Source organism: Mesorhizobium sp. CU3, from assembly GCF_006442965.1.
Taxonomy (GTDB): domain Bacteria; phylum Pseudomonadota; class Alphaproteobacteria; order Rhizobiales; family Rhizobiaceae; genus Mesorhizobium.
Genome location: NZ_VFWX01000007.1, coordinates 47,164 through 62,943 on the forward strand (window position 1 = coordinate 47,164; position 15,780 = coordinate 62,943).

The following is a 15,780-nucleotide window of genomic DNA, read 5'->3' on the forward strand; positions in this document are numbered from 1 at the left end:
CGGCATGGATCCTAGGGTCTGCGCGCGTCGCTTCGCTCCTTGCTCCGCCCTAGGATGACGATGGCGCGAAAGTTTCGGCTAATCTCGACAGGCTGTTCGGGGGCTAACAGCTCACCCCACCGCCAGCTTCAGCCAAAGCGCCTTTTCGCCCAGCGTACCGACCAGCCCGGCATGCGCCGCGCGGTCGGCTTCCGTCAGCCGCGGCGGCAGCGCGATCGGCCGGGCGCCGACCGAGATGTCGATATCGGCGACCTCGCCGGAGCCGTTCATCTGTACGGCGACCGCCTCCAGCACCAGCGCGGCCTGCTTGCCGCCGATGAGCTCGATATAGACCTCGGCCAGCAATTCCGAGTCCAACAGGGCGCCGTGCTTGGTGCGGCGGGTGTTGTCGATGCCGTAGCGGCGGCAGAGCGCGTCGAGCGAGTTCGGGCCCATCGGATGCTTGCGGCGCGCCAGCGCCAAAGTGTCGATGATGCGGCCGGGATCGATGGCCGGCTGGTCGAGCCGGCTATATTCGAGATTGAGGAAGCCAAGGTCGAAGGTGGCGTTGTGCGCGATCAGCTTGGCGCCGTCGGTGAAAGCCAACCACTCATCGACGATTTCGGCGAATACTGGCTTACCGACAAGATCGTCAGCGCTGATGCCGTGCACGGCCTGCGCCTCGGCATGGATGGCGCGCCCCTGCGGGTTGATGAATTTGTGGAAAGTGCGGCCGGTCGGGAAGCGGTTGACCAGCTCGACGCCGCCAAGCTCGATGATGCGGTCGTCGCGCAGATCGAGGCCGGTGGTTTCGGTATCGAAGATGATCTCACGCATCGAATCAGTTTGCTCCTGAGAGCACAATCATGGACCGGAACAAAATGGCAATGGCTCATGCTGACAACAAGAGTCAGGAGCGCGGCTTCGCGGGCTTATCCCCTGTAAGTTCGGCGATGATCGCGTCGACCGCCTGGCGCGCCGCATCGAAGCCATGGCCGGTGTCGATGACGGAATCGGCCTGGCGGCGCTTTTCGGCATCCGGCACCTGCTTTGCGAGGATCGACAAAAACTTCTCCTCGCTCATGCCGGGCCTGGCCAGCACTCGGGCGCGCTGGATCTCGGGCGCGGCCGTGACGACCACGACCTTGTCGACGCGGTTGCGGCCGCCGGTCTCGAAAAGCAGCGGGATGTCGAGCACCGCGACCGGCGCGCCGGCGGCGCGATGTTTGGCCAGAAACGCATCGGCGTCGGCGCGCACCAGCGGATGCACGATCGCCTCGAGCTGCTTCAGCGCGGCCGGATCGGCGAGCACCTTGCCAGCGAGCTTCACCCGGTCGACGACGCCTTGATGCGTGGTGCCCGGGAAGGCCGCTTCGACCAAGGGTGCTGCCTTGCCGGAATAGAGACGATGCACGGTCTCGTCGGAATCATGCACGGGAACGCCGGCCTCGGCGAAAATTTTCGCCGTGGCCGACTTGCCCATGCCGATCGATCCGGTGAGGCCGAGCACGATCATCAATGAGCCTCGATATCGGCGACGATCATGCGGCGCAGCTCGGCCGTCACCTCGGGCTTTACGCCGAACCAACGCTCGAAGCCCGGCACCGCCTGATGTAGCAGCATGCCCAGACCGTCCACCGTTTTCAGTCCGCACTTCTTGGCGGCGGCAAGCAATGGCGTTTCCAGCGGCACATAGACAAGATCGGTGACGATGGCATGGCCCGGCAGGCCAGCCGGATCGGCGGCAAGGCCGTCGCCATGCATGCCGAGCGCCGTGGTGTTGATCAGCAGCCCGGCATCGGCGAGCAGTTCATCAACCGCCTCGGCGCCATGTGACGAAACGCCGGGCCCGAAGTGGCGCGCGAGTTCCTCGGCCCTGGCGAGCGTGCGGTTGACGATGCGGATATCCTTCACCGCGCGCTCCTTTAGCGCATGGATGATTGCGCGGGAGGCACCGCCGGCGCCGAGCACCACGGCCGGGCCATTGGCCGCCCAGCCCGGCGCATGCTCGTCGAGATTGGCGGCGAAGCCGTAGCCGTCCGTATTGCCGCCGCACAGAACGCCATCTTCGAACCACAGCGTGTTGACCGCGCCAATCGCGTCGGCCGCCTCGTCGCGGCGGGCGACGCCGGCAAAGGCCGCTTCCTTGTGCGGGATGGTGACGTTGCCGCCGCGAAAGCGGTTTTCGCCCAGCGCTTCCAGGAAGGACGAAAAATTCACTGGCTGAACATCGATCGCCTCGTAGCTGCCGTCAATGCCATAGGTCTTCAGCCAGTGGCCATGGATTTTCGGCGAGCGCGAATGCGCGATGGGGTGGCCGGTAACGAAAGCTTTCTTTTCAGCCATCGATCGCTCCCAGCGCGCGCAGCTCCTTCAGCAGCGGCAAGAGCGGCAGACCGACAATGGTGAAATAGTCGCCCTCGACCTTTTCGAACAGCTGGATGCCTTCACCCTCGATCTGGTAGGCGCCGACGCTGGACAGCGCCTTGGCGCCGACGCGGGCGAGATGCCGGCCGATAAAGGCCGGATCGAGTTTCCTCATGGTGAGGCTGGCGATGCCGACATGGCGCCACAGCACCTCACTGTCGCGGCACAGCACCGCGGCACTGTTCAATTGATGCGTCTTGCCCGACAGCGCGAGCAGATGGCGGCGCGCGCCTTCCATGTCGGCGGGCTTGTGAAACACCTCGTCGCCGAGCGACAGGGTCTGGTCGCAGCCCAGCACCAGGGCGCCGGGCTTGCGCTCGCTGACCTCGGTCGCCTTGGCTTCGGCCAGGATCGAGGCGACATCTTCCGGCGACGCGCCGCTGTCCTGCAGCGGAGCTTCGAGCGCGCGCTCGTCGACATCGGCCGGCACCGCTTCGATGTCGAGGCCAGCATTGACGAGCATCGCCTTGCGGTAGGGACTGCCAGAGGCGAGGATGATTTTTTCGGTCATGTTCCTGCGCCATCGCGTCCCGGTTGATCGGCGCAATGGGTTATCTGTTCTTCCCTCTCAGGGCAACGATGGCCGCAGCCGTTTCCTCGATGGAGCGGCGGCTGACGTCGATCATCGGCCAGCCATGCCTGGAGCAGAGCTGGCGCGCATAGGCGAGCTCCTCGTTGATCGTCGCGCGGTCGACATAATCATTGGGAACGAAGGTGCTGGTGTTGCCGAGGATGCGGTTCTGCCGCACATGCGAGATGCGCTCGGCTGTGGCGACGAGGCCGACGATCAGCGGTTTCTTGGCCTCGAGCAGGCTTTCGGGCAGCGGCACGCCGAGCACGATCGGGATGTTGGCGGTCTTGATGCCGCGATTGGCGAGATAGATGGAGGTCGGCGTCTTCGAGGTGCGCGAGATGCCGATCAGCACGATATCGGCATCGTCCATATTGGCCGGCAGCTGGCCATCGTCATGCTCCAAGGTGAAGTTCAAGGCATCGATGCGGCGGAAATATTCCGCGTCGAGCACATGCTGGGCGCCGACGCGGCGGCCGGCCGGCGTACCGAGATAGGACTGGAAGACCGTGAGCACAGGTTCGAGCACCGAGACGCAAGGCAGGCCCATCGCCGCGCAACGCTCGTCGATCGAGCGCGCCAGCTTCTGGTCGACGACGGTGTAGAGGATGATGCCGGGCTCTTCATCGATGTCCTCGAAGACCTTGGCCACCTGCTTCTCCGTCCGGATCAGCGGATAGATGTGCTCGATGGCGCGCGCATCCTTGTATTGCGCGGACGCGGCGCGGCCTGCCGCCAGCAGCGTTTCGCCGGTGGCGTCGGAGATCAGATGCAGATGGAAGAAGCTTTGCGGTTTGTTCACAGGGGGTAGGTCCTGGCTGTGGGCAATTGTGGACAAGGCTGGATGAAGAAGCCCGGCCGTTCGAGGCGACTGTATCAGATGACACCTTGTCCACAATTCGCCCCGCTGTCGGCTTTGTCGGAGCGCTGGGGACAAAACCGGGGATCATTTTTTCTCCAGCGATTTCATCCACAGCCATGGGCGCGGTTGCGAGATAGCAAGCCGCTGACTCCAAAGCGGGAATCCGATTCGTCCCCAGATCCCTCCAAATTGCGAATGCGAATGCGCGACAATATGCTGACTGGCATTTCGGGGCGGCGGATTGGACAGGTCGCAACCACCACAACCAACAGACTCTTAGAATCAGAAGACTCTTTTAAAATAGATATTTGATTTAAGAGAGCTGGAGAGGGCAGCGCCGAATGGCTGGGAAACGGATCATGCTGGACGTCCTCAAGGGCGAGACGGTTTCACCGCCGCCGCTCTGGATGATGCGCCAGGCTGGCCGCTATCTGCCGGAGTATCGCGAGACCAGGAAGCGAGCCGGCTCCTTCCTCGATCTCTGCTACGATCCCGATCTTGCGGTCGAAGTGACACTACAGCCGATCGAGCGCTTCGGCTTCGATGCCTCGATCATGTTTTCCGACATTCTCGTGGTGCCCAATGCGCTCGGTCGCGACGTGCGCTTCGAGGAGGGCCGCGGACCGATCCTGAAGCCGATTACAGCTTCTGAGATTCCGGCGCTCGACGGCGATATGTTTCACGTGAATCTCGAACCGGTCTACGAGACGGTGCGCCGGTTGCGCGCCAAACTGCCGGGTGAGACGACGCTGATCGGCTTCTGCGGCGCGCCCTGGACGGTGGCGACCTATATGATTGCCGGCCACGGCACGCCGGATCAGGGCCCGGCCCGGCTTTTCGCCTATCGCGAGCCGGAGGCTTTTGGCAGGCTTCTGAAGATCCTGGCCGATCATTCGGCCGCCTATCTCATTCGCCAGATTGAGGCCGGCGCCGATGTCGTGCAGATCTTTGACTCGTGGTCGGGCGTGCTCGACGAGGTTTCTTTCGAAGCTTTCTGCGTCGAGCCGGTGGCCGAGATCGTTCGGCAAGTGAAGGCGGCGCATCCGGATGTTCCGGTGATCGGATTTCCGAAGGGCGCGGGCGAACGTTATCGCGACTACAGGGCAAAGACCGGCATCACCGGCCTCGGCCTAGACTGGACCGTGCCGCTGTCGATGGCAAGGGAGTTGCAGAGAGAAGGCGCGGTGCAAGGCAATCTCGATCCGCTGCGGCTGGTCGCCGGCGGCAAGGCGCTGGCCGACGGCGTCGATTCCATTCTGAAGAGCTTGGGTGGCGGACCGCTGATCTTCAACCTCGGCCACGGCATCACGCCGGAAACGCCGGTGGCGCATGTCGAGGCGATGGTGAAACAGGTGAGGAGCCACCGATGAGCAGCAACGACAACAGCACCGGCCAGGCGATGAAGCGCATGGCGATCGGCATTGCCGTTCTGGTGGTGGCGACGGTGCTGCTTTTTTATGTGGCGGGCGACGGCTTCTATCCGTGGGCCAAGGCGATCCACATCATCGCCGTCATCGCCTGGATGGCCGGTATGCTCTATCTGCCGCGGCTCTTCGTCTATCACGTCGATGCCGAAAAGGGCTCGGTGCAGTCCGAAACCTTCAAGGTGATGGAGCGCCGGCTGCTGAGGGGCATCATCAATCCGGCGATGATCGTGACCTGGGTGTTCGGCCTATGGATGGCCTGGAAGATCTTCCATTTCCAGGGTGGCTGGCTGCACGCCAAGATCGCGTTGGTGCTCGTGCTGTCCGGCCTGCATGGCTATCTCGCCGGCGCGGTGCGGAAATTCGCCGAGGACAAGAACGAAAAGCCGGCAAGGCACTGGCGGATCGTCAACGAAATCCCCACATTGCTGATGATCGTCATCGTCATCCTGGTTGTTGTGAAGCCGTTTTAGATCGAAGCATGATCTTATCCGAAAACCGGTTTCCACTTTTCGGGATGATGCTCTAGGCCTCTTCCATCCGGCCAGACCTCCGCAAAAGTCGGCTTGCTCTTTCAGGCGAGCGACGATACAAGACGGGTCTTCCTTCCCGTCATGCGCCGCCCCTTTACTCGCTTTCGGCCGCGCCCGGCATTTTGTCGTATCCAGCCGATTTTCCTCTCCAAAGCCTACCCAGAGTCTATCTAATGCAAGAAATGAAACTCGCAGAGTTCAAGAACAAGAAGCCGCCAGAGCTGATCGCCTATGCCGAATCGCTCGAGGTGGAGAACGCCAGCGTCATGCGCAAGCAGGAGCTGATGTTTGCGATCCTGAAGAAGCTCGCCGCGCAAGACATCGAAATCATCGGTGACGGCGTGGTCGAGGTGCTGCAGGACGGTTTCGGCTTCCTGCGCTCGGCAAATGCCAATTACCTGCCGGGTCCCGACGACATCTATATTTCGCCGTCGCAGATCAGGCGCTTTTCGCTCAAGACCGGCGATACGGTCGAAGGGCCGATCCGCAGCCCGAAAGAGGGCGAGCGCTATTTCGCGCTGCTCAAGGTCAACACCATCAATTTCGACGATCCCGAAAAGATCCGTCACAAGATCCACTTCGACAATCTCACACCGCTCTATCCGACCAAGCGGCTGAAGATGGAGGTCGACAATCCGACCTCGAAGGACATCTCGCCGCGCGTGATCGACCTGGTCGCGCCGATTGGCAAGGGCCAGCGCGCACTGATCAACGCGCAGCCGCGTACCGGTAAAACGGTGCTGATGCAGAACATCGCGCACTCGATCACCGCCAATCATCCGGAATGCTATCTGATCGTGCTTCTGATCGACGAGCGTCCGGAAGAAGTGACCGACATGCAGCGCTCGGTGAAGGGCGAGGTGATTTCGTCCACCTTCGACGAGCCGGCCGCGCGTCACGTGCAGGTCGCCGAAATGGTCATCGAGAAGGCCAAGCGCCTGGTCGAGCATGGCCGCGACGTCGTCATCCTGCTCGATTCGATTACCCGCCTCGGCCGCGCCTACAACACCGTCGTGCCGTCATCCGGCAAGGTGCTGACCGGCGGTGTCGACGCCAACGCGCTGCAGCGTCCGAAGCGCTTCTTCGGCGCCGCCCGCAACATCGAGGAAGGCGGCTCGCTGACCATCATCGCCACCGCGCTGATCGACACCGGCAGCCGCATGGACGAAGTCATCTTCGAAGAATTCAAGGGCACCGGCAACTGCGAAATCCAGCTCGACCGCAAGGTGGCCGACAAGCGCATCTATCCGGCGATGGACATCCTCAAGTCCGGCACCCGCAAGGAAGACCTGCTCGTGCCGCGCGCGGACCTGCAGAAGATCTTCGTGCTGCGCCGCATCCTGGCGCCGATGGGCACCACCGACGCGATCGAGTTCCTCATCGACAAGCTCAAGCAGACCAAGACCAACGCGGACTTCTTCGATTCGATGAATACGTGATTGGCGGGGGCGGGTGGCGCTTCCTCGCTCTGTCGAACGAGGCTGCGCGGGTCCGGCGACAATTAGAGAAGTCGGCGCCGCCCCTCATTGCCCTGCCGGGCATTTCTCCCCGTAAACGGGGAGAAAGAGGCTGGATGTGGCCGCAGCGCTTTTTCTGCAACGATGGTGATTGGCGAAGGCGGCGGCAACAGCTCCCTTCTCCCCGTTTACGGGGAGAAGATGGCGGCAGCCAGATGAGGGGCGGCGCCGGCGCTTGTTAATGGTCGATGGCGATCACGCCATTCGCCGCAGTAAGTTCTCCAATTCCCCCGCATCAGTCACCGCAGGCAAACAAGCTTGCCCAGTGCAGAACCAAGCGCCTGGCTTGTCGGCCGCCGGCAACACGCCGCCTGGCAACAGCGCTCGATTCGCCTCCGTACCAATCGGCACGACGATATCGACACGGCGCGGATCCGGATTCCGATTCGCAACCGGAACAAGGCTTGGATTCTCTGCGGAATCGACCAACACCAGTTTCAGCGGTTCGAGCACCAACGCGCAGGCGTTGACGATGCCGGCCTGGCCGTAGACCTGCTGCGCGGCGCGGCCCATGGCATGCTCGGCGATTGACGAAGCCTTTTCCCAGAGATCGAGATCGCCGCTCAGCGAGGACAGCCGAACCAAGGCCTCGACAATCTGGCTGGTCGCCGAGGGAATAGCCTCGTCGACATCGCCGCGGATGCGGATCGGCACGTCGCGGCTGTCTGAGGCGGTCAGCCAGTAGCCGGTTTTTTCGCCATCGAGATGCCAGCGGTCGAGCTCGTCGCTGAATTTCTTCGCCTGCGCCGAATAGGCCGGATCGCCGGTTGCCTCGAGCAGCGCGATCGCCGCGTTGGTCATTGCGGCATAGTCGCTCGACAGCGCCGGGAAGAGTTTCTTGGCGCCAAGCATGGAGTGGGGCAGGCGGCCATCCTGGCCGGCCTTGACGATATGGGCGAAGGCCTTTGCCGCGGCGTCGATCCAGTCGCGCCTGCCGAGCGAACGGCCCGCTTCGGCGAGCGCCGCGATCATCAGGCCGTTCCAGTCGGTCAGCGCCTTGCCGTCGCGGCCCGGCCTGACGCGTTTTTCCCGGATCTCCAACAGTTTCGCCTTCAGCGGCGTGAGCTGGGCATAGTCGGCGATACCCTCACGTTGCTGCGCCTCGCTCTGGCGGACGATCGGCTTGCCTTCCCAACCATGCGGCGCGGCGAGCTCGAAATAGCGGAAGAAGGTTGAGGCATCGTCGCCTAGCGCGGCTTCGATCTCGTCGCGGCTCCAGGTGTAGAAAAGCCCCTCCTCGCCGTCGCTGTCCGCATCGAGGCTGGCGGCAAAGGCGCGGCCTTCGGCCCGCATCTCACGCAGCAGCCAGGCGACGGTCTCTTCGATTCGTACCCGGAACAAGCTGTTGCCCGTGGCGGCATAGGCCCAATTGCACAGGCGGATGAGCTGGGCATTGTCGTAGAGCATTTTTTCGAAATGCGGCACCAGCCATTCGGCATCGGTCGAATAGCGCGAGAGGCCGCCGCCGACATGATCGTAGATGCCGCCGGCGAGCATCTTTTCCAGGCTGATCAACACGGCATCGCGATGCACCGTCTGACCGTCGCGCAGCCAGGAAAGCCAAAGCGCGTGCATGAACGGCGCATTGGGGAACTTTGGCGCACCCTGCAGGCCACCGAGATCGCGGTCGATCATGCCGTCGATGCGTCCGGCGAGGTCGGCCAGCGCGTCGCGGTCGAGGATGGCCCTGCCCTTGCCGCCGGCCAGCCGTTGCTCGACATGGGCGGTCAGCCCGTCCGCGCTTTCGGCGAGGCTTTGCTGCTTTTCGCGCCAGGCCTTGTCGACCGCTTCCAGCACCTGGATGAAGCCCGGCCGCCCGTAGCGCGCCTCGCGCGGAAAATAGGTTCCGCCCCAGAACGGCTTGCCGTCGGGCGTCAGGAACATGGTCAGCGGCCAGCCGCCTTGCTCGCCCATGGCATGAAGTGCCGCCATATAGATCTGGTCGATGTCGGGCCGCTCCTCTCGATCGACCTTGATATTCACATAGAGCCGGTTCATGACGGCGGCGACGGCGTCGTTCTCGAAACTTTCATGTGCCATGACATGGCACCAGTGGCAGGCGGCGTAACCGATGGAGAGCAGGATCGGCCGCCCGAGTTCCCTGGCTTCTGCAAGCGCCGCCGGCGACCAGCCCCGCCAATGCACGGGATTGTCGCTGTGCTGCTGCAGGTAGGGGCTCGCCTCTTCGGCGAGCAGGTTCTTGGCAGGCAAGGTCACGATCGGCGGCTCGGTATTGTCATTTGAGTGAGAAGAGACGCTAGGGCGGTTCGGTAGGTCGGGCAAATGGTTTCCCAATTTAAGGATTCGATCGTCGCGCTCTCAAGCGGCCGGCTGCCCGCCGGCATCGCAGCGATCCGTATTTCGGGACCGCAGACTCGATTCGTCATCGAAACGATGGCAGGGCCTGTTAAGGGTCGGTTCACCACGTTGCGGCGGCTGAAGGCGGCCGATGGCTCGACCATCGACCACGGCCTAGTCATCTTCTTTCCGGGGCCCGGAAGTTTCACCGGCGAGGACGTCGCCGAGTTCCATGTTCATGGCAGCCGAGCGGTCGCGGCCAAGATGCTGGAGACGGTCACCAGTTTCGATGGTGTCAGGCATGCGGAGCCGGGCGAATTCACGCGGCGCGCCTTTCTCAACGGCAGGCTCGATCTGGTCGAAACCGAAGCGCTGGCCGATCTGGTCAATGCTGAGACCGAAGCGCAGCGGCGCTTTGCGGTTCGCAATGCGGAAGGCGCGCAGAGCGAGCTTTACGCGAGCTGGCGCCGGCGGCTAATCCATGCCCGAGCGATGATCGAAGCGGAGATCGACTTCGCCGATGAAGAGGATGTGCCGGGATCCGTTTCGGATACGGTCTGGTCGGATGTCTCTGCCCTGGTTGGGGAGATAGAGCGGCATATTAACGGCTACAAGGCTGCCGAGATCATCCGCGACGGTTTCGAGGTGGTCATCCTGGGCGCGCCGAATGCCGGTAAGTCCAGCCTGTTCAACGCACTGGCGCGGCGCGAAGCTGCAATCGTCACCGACGAGCCGGGCACCACCAGAGATTTGCTCGAAGTCGTTCTTGATCTGAACGGCATGCGCGTACGGATCGTCGACACCGCCGGGTTGCGCGAATCGTCCGGCAAGGTTGAGGCGATCGGAATCGAGAAGGCGCGCAGCAGGGCCGCCGACGCCAATCTTATCCTTCTGCTGGAGGACATGGCCGATCCCTTGCCTGTCAGCCACGTACCGGTCGGTGTTCCGCTACTTCGCGTCGGAACGAAGGTCGACCTCAAGGCCGTAGGCTCGGGCGGGTATGATTTTACCATTTCGTCGATCGTTGGGACGGGATTGACGGAATTGCTGGAAGAGATCGGGCGACGGGCAGAGGATGGGGCCGGCGATGCCGGTGATGTCCTGCCTTCTCGGCTTCGGCACGTCGAGCTGTTGGGCGAGGCCAGGGATTTCCTGGGCACCGCGTTGGCCGGCAATCGGGCGGAGTTGCAGGCGGAGGAATTGCGCCTGGCGGCGGATCGCCTTGGTCGGATCGTCGGCGCCGTTGACGTTGAAGACCTGCTGGACGTCATCTTCTCGCAATTCTGCATCGGTAAATGATTCACGTGAAACACAGGGCCACCCTTCACCCTGCAGTGATTCACGTGAAACACTTATGAAAGCCACCGGATCGATGTTTCACGTGAAACGAGTCCAGCCTTCATCCTTGACAGGGCGCTGCCGCGGAGACATGTGTCGGTCGATCTCTGAAAGCGGATTCTTCAAATGACCAATCACTATGATGTGGTGGTGGTGGGCGGCGGTCATGCTGGATGCGAGGCGGCAAGTGCCGCAGCGCGCGCCGGCGCCAGGACCGCGCTAGTGACTTTGCGCTTTGACACGATCGGCGTGATGTCCTGCAACCCGGCCATCGGTGGTCTCGGCAAAGGCCATCTCGTGCGCGAGATCGACGCAATGGACGGGCTGATGGGCCGCATCGCCGACGCCGCCGGCATTCAATTCCGCCTGCTCAACCGCCGCAAGGGTCCGGCCGTGCGCGGGCCGCGAACCCAAGCCGACCGCAAGCTCTATCGGCTGGCGATGCAGGAAGCGATTCGGCAGCAGAACGATCTCGATGTGGTCGAGGGCGAGGTTCTCGACTTTGAAATCGTTGACGGGCGGATCGCTGCCGTTCAAGTGTCCGGCGACCGCCGGCTTGCCTGCGGCGCGGTGGTTTTGACCACCGGCACCTTCCTGCGCGGACTGATCCATATCGGCGAGAGGAAGATCGTTGCCGGCCGCATGAACGAGCAGGCAAGCCATGGGCTGTCGGCCACAATGGCCCGCGCCGGTTTCAAGCTCGGGCGCCTCAAGACCGGGACGCCCCCTCGCCTCGATGGCCGCACCATTGATTGGGCCTCGCTGGAAAGCCAAGCAGCTGACGAGCATCCGGTGCCGTTCTCGCTCCTGACCGACGCGATCGTCAACCCACAGATCCATTGTGGCATTACGCGGACCATGCCGGCCACACATGAGTTGATCCGCGCCAATCTTGGCCGCTCCGCCATGTATTCCGGCTCGATCGAAGGCGTCGGGCCGCGCTACTGCCCGTCGATCGAGGACAAGATCGTCAAGTTCGGCGACCGCGAGGGTCACCAGATTTTTCTCGAGCCGGAAGGCCTCGACGACGATACCGTCTATCCGAACGGCATCTCGACCTCGCTGCCGGAAGACGTGCAGCTCGACATATTGAAGACCATTCCCGGGCTGGAAAAGGCAACGATGCTGCAGCCCGGCTATGCCATCGAGTATGACCATGTCGATCCGCGCGAACTGGACACGACGCTGGAGACCAAGCGGGTTGCTGGCCTGTTCCTGGCCGGGCAGATCAACGGCACGACCGGTTACGAGGAGGCTGGAGCCCAGGGTCTTCTCGCTGGCCTCAATGCCGCGCGCAAGGCAGCGGGAGATGAGCAGATCGTGCTCAGCCGCACGCAAGCTTACATCGGCGTGATGGTCGACGACCTCACCAGCCGCGGCATTGCCGAGCCCTACCGCATGTTCACTTCGCGCGCCGAGTTCCGGCTGTCGCTGCGCGCCGACAACGCCGATGAGCGGCTGACGCCGCTGGCCGGAAAGCTCGGCATTGCGTCGCCGCGGCGGCTGCATCGTTTTGGCGAGATGGCGCAGAAGCTGGATCGGGCCCGCGATCTGGCGAAATCCGTGGCCTGGACGCCGAACGAAGCGGCTCGGCACGGACTGGAGATCAACAAGGACGGCGTGCGCCGCTCGGCCTATGAATTGTTGGCGCATCCGGGCGTCGACATGGCCTGGCTCGCTCGCGTCGAGCCGCGTTTTGGCGAACTCGACGCCAAGACGGTCGAGCGGCTTGAAACGGAAGCGAAATATTCCGTCTATCTCGATCGGCAGCAGGCCGATGTTGCGCAAATCAGGTATGAGGAGTCGCGGCTTATTCCGGAAGCTATCGACTTCTCGGATGTGCCTGGGCTTTCGAACGAGCTGAAGCAGAAGATGAAGACGCGGGAGCCACGCTCGATCGCTGATGCGCAGCGCATGGAAGGCATGACCCCGGCGGCCTTGGCGATCATCGTCGCGCATGTGCGCAATGCCGAGCTCGCCGCGCGAAGGGATGTGGCGTGAGTGCCGATGCCTGGGAAGCCCTGCAAAAGGCGGCAGGGCCAGTTTCACGTGAAACATTCGAGCGGCTGCAAGCCTTCGAACAACTGTTCCTGAAGTGGAACCGCAGCATCAATCTCGCGGCGCCTTCGACGCTGGATGATGTCTGGCGCCGTCATATCCTGGACAGCGCCCAGCTTGCGCGGTTGGCGCCCGCCGCAACGCGCTGGGTCGACCTCGGCTCCGGCGGTGGCTTTCCCGGTCTGGTGCTCGGCTTCCTATTGGCGGAGCGCCCAGGCGCTTCGATCGATCTGGTCGAAAGCAACCGCAAGAAGGCCTCGTTCCTGCAGTCGGTCGTCGGCCAGTTCGATCTGCCGGCGCGTGTGATCGCGCGGCGCATCGACGACAGCTATGCACTTGTTCGGGAACCGGAAATCGTCACGGCGCGGGCGCTCGCAGCACTTCCGGACTTGCTTGATCTGTCGGCGCTCTGGTTGACCAAAAAGGCGCGCGCGCTTTTCCACAAAGGCCGGGATTACCGCGCCGAGGTGGAAGAAAGCACTCACCGCTGGGGCTTCGATCTGGTAGAACATTCGAGTATGACCGACCCTCACGGCGTCATCCTCGACATCAGCGAATTGCGCCCGGCGACAAGCGAATGAGTTACTGGCAAATGAATTACCGGCACAGGCCCATGAGCACAGCACCGCGTATCATCACAGTCGCCAACCAGAAGGGCGGCGTCGGCAAGACGACGACTGCGATCAACCTGGCCACGGCGCTGGCCGCGATCGGCGAGCGCGTGCTGATCATCGACCTCGACCCGCAGGGCAATGCCTCGACCGGTCTCGGCATCGACCGCAAGGACCGCACTGTCTCGTCCTATGACGTGCTGACCGGCGAGCTTGATCTGGAACAGGCGGCCTTGCCGACAGCGGTGCCCGGCCTGTCGATCGTTCCTTCCACGCTCGATCTGCTCGGCATCGAAATGGAAATCGCCTCGGCGCCGGACCGCGTGCTCAGGCTGCGCAATGCGCTGCGCGCCGCGGCGGAACGCTCGGCCGATTTCGGCTATGTGCTGATCGATTGCCCGCCCTCGCTCAATCTGTTGACGCTGAATTCGATGGCGGCGGCCGATTCGGTTCTGGTGCCGCTGCAGTGCGAGTTTTTTGCGCTCGAAGGTCTCAGCCAGCTGCTCGAGACGGTCGAGCAGGTGCGCCGCACGATCAATCCGGACCTGACCATCCAGGGCATCGTGCTCACCATGTATGACGGCCGCAACAACCTCGCCAACCAGGTGGTGCAGGATGTGCGCACCCATATGGGCGACAAGGTCTACGAGACCATCATTCCGCGCAATGTGCGCATTTCCGAAGCGCCGTCCTACGGCAAGCCGGCAATCCTGTACGACCTGAAATGCTCCGGCAGCCAGGCCTATCTGCAGCTCGCTTCCGAGGTGATTCGACGCGAGCGCAAGCTGCGCGCGGCCTGAGCTTCAGCGGCTTGCGGGCTTTGGTTAATTAGCCGATTCGATTCCGAAACGATCTGGGCAGTATAATGAGCGAAGACCAATCAAGAAAAAGACTGGGCCGTGGCCTCGCGGCGCTGATCGGCGAGATCGACCGGCCGGCGGCGCCGGAACAGCCGAAGGCAACGGTGGCGGCGGACGGCAAGGTGCCGATCGAATTCGTCAGCCCGAATCCGAAGAACCCCCGGCGGCATTTCGGCGACGCCGAGCTCACTGACCTTGCCCAGTCGATCCGCGAGCATGGCGTGGTGCAGCCGGTGGTGGCGCGGCCGTCGCCGTCGCAGCCGGGGCGCTACGAGATCATCGCCGGCGAGCGGCGCTGGCGCGCGGCGCAGCGAGCGGGTCTCACCGAGATCCCGGTGATCCTGCGCGACGTCAACGACCGCACCGCACTCGAGTTGGCGATCATCGAGAATGTGCAGCGCGCCGATCTCAATCCCGTGGAAGAGGCGCAAGGCTATCAGCAGCTGATCGACGAGCATGGCTACACCCAGGCCGATCTCGGCCAGGTGATCGGCAAGAGCCGCAGCCATGTCGCCAACACGCTTCGCTTGCTGAAACTGCCCGACGTCATTCACTCGATGCTGGTCGACGGCGATCTGTCGGCCGGCCATGCCCGCACGCTGGTGACCGCCGAGGACCCGGCCGGTCTCGCCAAGCGCATCGTCGAGGAAGGGCTCTCGGTGCGCCAGGCCGAAGCGCTGGCGCAGACGCCCGCCGGCCCTACGCCGGCGAAGGCGAAGTCGGCGCCGAGTAAACCGAACAAGGACCCCGACACGCTGGCCCTGGAAAAGCTGATCACCGACACGATCGGCATGATCGTCTCGATCGAGCATAAGCCCAAGGGCGGCACGCTGCGGATCGACTACCGGTCGCTGGACCAGCTCGATGAGTTGTGCCGGCGGCTGAAGGACGAGCGGTAGGCGATTGGGGTGCAATGGAATTTGGCGGGGTTTGAGGTTCTGGCTTAAGGTTGGATACGGCTGATATATCGGTGATAGACAGTGAGGGCTGGCGGTTGCGCCGGCCCTTTTCCTTTGCGGGGTAATTGGCGAAGGCGGTGGTGACGGCCAATCTCCCCCCTCGTGGGGGAGATGCCCGGCAGGGCAGAGGGGGGCGCGAAGGAACGCTGCCTTCAAGGGCGAAGAAGCAAAGGGATGCGTGTTAGACTCGGAATTCACGCCCACGACGAAGGGCCACGGATGATCCAGCCGAGGATGACGACGCGTCGGTTCCTGCGAACAAAGTGCTGAGAAGTCGGTGGGACAGCGCCCCTCTCTGTCCTGCCGGACATCTCCCCCACGAGGGGGGAGATCAGCTGGCACA

14 protein-coding genes are annotated in these 15,780 nt (G+C 63.1%); 8 read left to right on the plus strand and 6 right to left on the minus strand.

Annotation, left to right across the window (positions count from 1 at the left end; all coding sequences use genetic code 11):
• Window positions 1-111 precede the first annotated feature (111 nt).
• From dnaQ to FJ988_RS12460, 5 genes are all read right to left on the minus strand, one after another.
• Window positions 112-816, minus strand: coding sequence for a DNA polymerase III subunit epsilon (gene dnaQ, locus FJ988_RS12440; RefSeq protein ID WP_140817960.1), 705 nt, complete (start codon window positions 814-816; stop codon window positions 112-114).
• A gap of 73 nt (window positions 817-889) precedes the next feature.
• Complete coding sequence (gene coaE / locus FJ988_RS12445; RefSeq protein WP_140817962.1) at window positions 890-1,495, minus strand: dephospho-CoA kinase; 606 nt, start codon at window positions 1,493-1,495, stop codon at window positions 890-892.
• Window positions 1,495-2,325: a shikimate dehydrogenase gene (locus FJ988_RS12450; RefSeq protein WP_140817964.1), complete on the minus strand. Its 831-nt coding sequence runs from the start codon at window positions 2,323-2,325 to the stop codon at window positions 1,495-1,497. The genes coaE and FJ988_RS12450 overlap by 1 nt, the downstream gene beginning before the upstream one ends.
• Complete coding sequence (locus tag FJ988_RS12455) at window positions 2,318-2,917, minus strand: Maf-like protein (RefSeq protein ID WP_140817966.1); 600 nt, start codon at window positions 2,915-2,917, stop codon at window positions 2,318-2,320. Before FJ988_RS12455 ends, FJ988_RS12450 begins: the two co-directional genes overlap by 8 nt.
• Window positions 2,918-2,957: 40 nt before the next feature.
• Window positions 2,958-3,779 carry a pyruvate, water dikinase regulatory protein gene (locus tag FJ988_RS12460; protein ID WP_140817968.1) on the minus strand — a complete coding sequence of 274 codons (822 nt, stop codon included), beginning with the start codon at window positions 3,777-3,779 and terminating at the stop codon, window positions 2,958-2,960.
• A 401-nt stretch (window positions 3,780-4,180) separates the two neighbouring features.
• Between FJ988_RS12460 and hemE the strand changes: the two genes are divergently transcribed.
• The 3 genes from hemE to rho all read left to right on the plus strand — a co-directional run bounded on the left by hemE (window position 4,181) and on the right by rho (window position 7,235).
• A complete protein-coding gene (gene hemE / locus FJ988_RS12465) occupies window positions 4,181-5,209 on the plus strand; it encodes a uroporphyrinogen decarboxylase (protein WP_140817970.1) in 1,029 nt (342 codons plus the stop codon).
• Window positions 5,206-5,736 (plus strand): protoporphyrinogen oxidase HemJ, encoded by a 531-nt coding sequence (hemJ, locus tag FJ988_RS12470; protein WP_140817972.1) that lies wholly within the window; start codon window positions 5,206-5,208, stop codon window positions 5,734-5,736. Before hemE ends, hemJ begins: the two co-directional genes overlap by 4 nt.
• A gap of 233 nt (window positions 5,737-5,969) precedes the next feature.
• Window positions 5,970-7,235, plus strand: a complete 1,266-nt coding sequence (gene rho, locus FJ988_RS12475; RefSeq protein ID WP_127230347.1) for a transcription termination factor Rho — start codon at window positions 5,970-5,972, stop codon at window positions 7,233-7,235.
• Window positions 7,236-7,508: 273 nt separating this feature from the next.
• On the opposite strand, the gene FJ988_RS12480 is transcribed toward rho, so the two are convergent.
• Window positions 7,509-9,530: a thioredoxin domain-containing protein gene (locus FJ988_RS12480; protein ID WP_140817975.1), complete on the minus strand. Its 2,022-nt coding sequence runs from the start codon at window positions 9,528-9,530 to the stop codon at window positions 7,509-7,511.
• A 66-nt stretch (window positions 9,531-9,596) separates the two neighbouring features.
• Here FJ988_RS12480 and mnmE point away from each other — a divergent pair, with 66 nt between their 5' ends.
• The 5 genes from mnmE to FJ988_RS12505 all read left to right on the plus strand — a co-directional run bounded on the left by mnmE (window position 9,597) and on the right by FJ988_RS12505 (window position 15,377).
• Window positions 9,597-10,910 carry a tRNA uridine-5-carboxymethylaminomethyl(34) synthesis GTPase MnmE gene (mnmE, locus tag FJ988_RS12485; RefSeq protein ID WP_140817977.1) on the plus strand — a complete coding sequence of 438 codons (1,314 nt, stop codon included), beginning with the start codon at window positions 9,597-9,599 and terminating at the stop codon, window positions 10,908-10,910.
• A 165-nt stretch (window positions 10,911-11,075) separates the two neighbouring features.
• Window positions 11,076-12,950, plus strand: coding sequence for a tRNA uridine-5-carboxymethylaminomethyl(34) synthesis enzyme MnmG (gene mnmG, locus FJ988_RS12490; RefSeq protein WP_140817980.1), 1,875 nt, complete (start codon window positions 11,076-11,078; stop codon window positions 12,948-12,950).
• A complete protein-coding gene (rsmG, locus tag FJ988_RS12495; RefSeq protein ID WP_140817983.1) occupies window positions 12,947-13,588 on the plus strand; it encodes a 16S rRNA (guanine(527)-N(7))-methyltransferase RsmG in 642 nt (213 codons plus the stop codon). The genes mnmG and rsmG overlap by 4 nt, the downstream gene beginning before the upstream one ends.
• Window positions 13,589-13,620: 32 nt before the next feature.
• A complete protein-coding gene (locus tag FJ988_RS12500) occupies window positions 13,621-14,418 on the plus strand; it encodes a ParA family protein (protein WP_140817986.1) in 798 nt (265 codons plus the stop codon).
• Between the two features lie 65 nt (window positions 14,419-14,483).
• Window positions 14,484-15,377 (plus strand): ParB/RepB/Spo0J family partition protein, encoded by an 894-nt coding sequence (locus FJ988_RS12505; protein ID WP_140818001.1) that lies wholly within the window; start codon window positions 14,484-14,486, stop codon window positions 15,375-15,377.
• Window positions 15,378-15,780: the final 403 nt, after the last annotated feature.

Bases quoted from the DNA above. Each gene is read 5' to 3' on its own strand.
- coaE (WP_140817962.1), bottom strand. From the start codon at position 1,495: ATGATCGTGCTCGGCCTCACCGGATCGATCGGCATGGGCAAGTCGGCC.
- FJ988_RS12450 (WP_140817964.1), bottom strand. From the start codon at position 2,325: ATGGCTGAAAAGAAAGCTTTCGTTACCGGCCACCCCATCGCGCATTCG.
- FJ988_RS12455 (WP_140817966.1), bottom strand. From the start codon at position 2,917: ATGACCGAAAAAATCATCCTCGCCTCTGGCAGTCCCTACCGCAAGGCG.
- hemJ (WP_140817972.1), top strand. From the start codon at position 5,206: ATGAGCAGCAACGACAACAGCACCGGCCAGGCGATGAAGCGCATGGCG.
- FJ988_RS12500 (WP_140817986.1), top strand. From the start codon at position 13,621: ATGAGCACAGCACCGCGTATCATCACAGTCGCCAACCAGAAGGGCGGC.
- hemE (WP_140817970.1), top strand. From the start codon at position 4,181: ATGGCTGGGAAACGGATCATGCTGGACGTCCTCAAGGGCGAGACGGTT.
- rho (WP_127230347.1), top strand. From the start codon at position 5,970: ATGCAAGAAATGAAACTCGCAGAGTTCAAGAACAAGAAGCCGCCAGAG.
- dnaQ (WP_140817960.1), bottom strand. From the start codon at position 816: ATGCGTGAGATCATCTTCGATACCGAAACCACCGGCCTCGATCTGCGC.
- FJ988_RS12505 (WP_140818001.1), top strand. From the start codon at position 14,484: ATGAGCGAAGACCAATCAAGAAAAAGACTGGGCCGTGGCCTCGCGGCG.
- mnmG (WP_140817980.1), top strand. From the start codon at position 11,076: ATGACCAATCACTATGATGTGGTGGTGGTGGGCGGCGGTCATGCTGGA.
- mnmE (WP_140817977.1), top strand. From the start codon at position 9,597: ATGGTTTCCCAATTTAAGGATTCGATCGTCGCGCTCTCAAGCGGCCGG.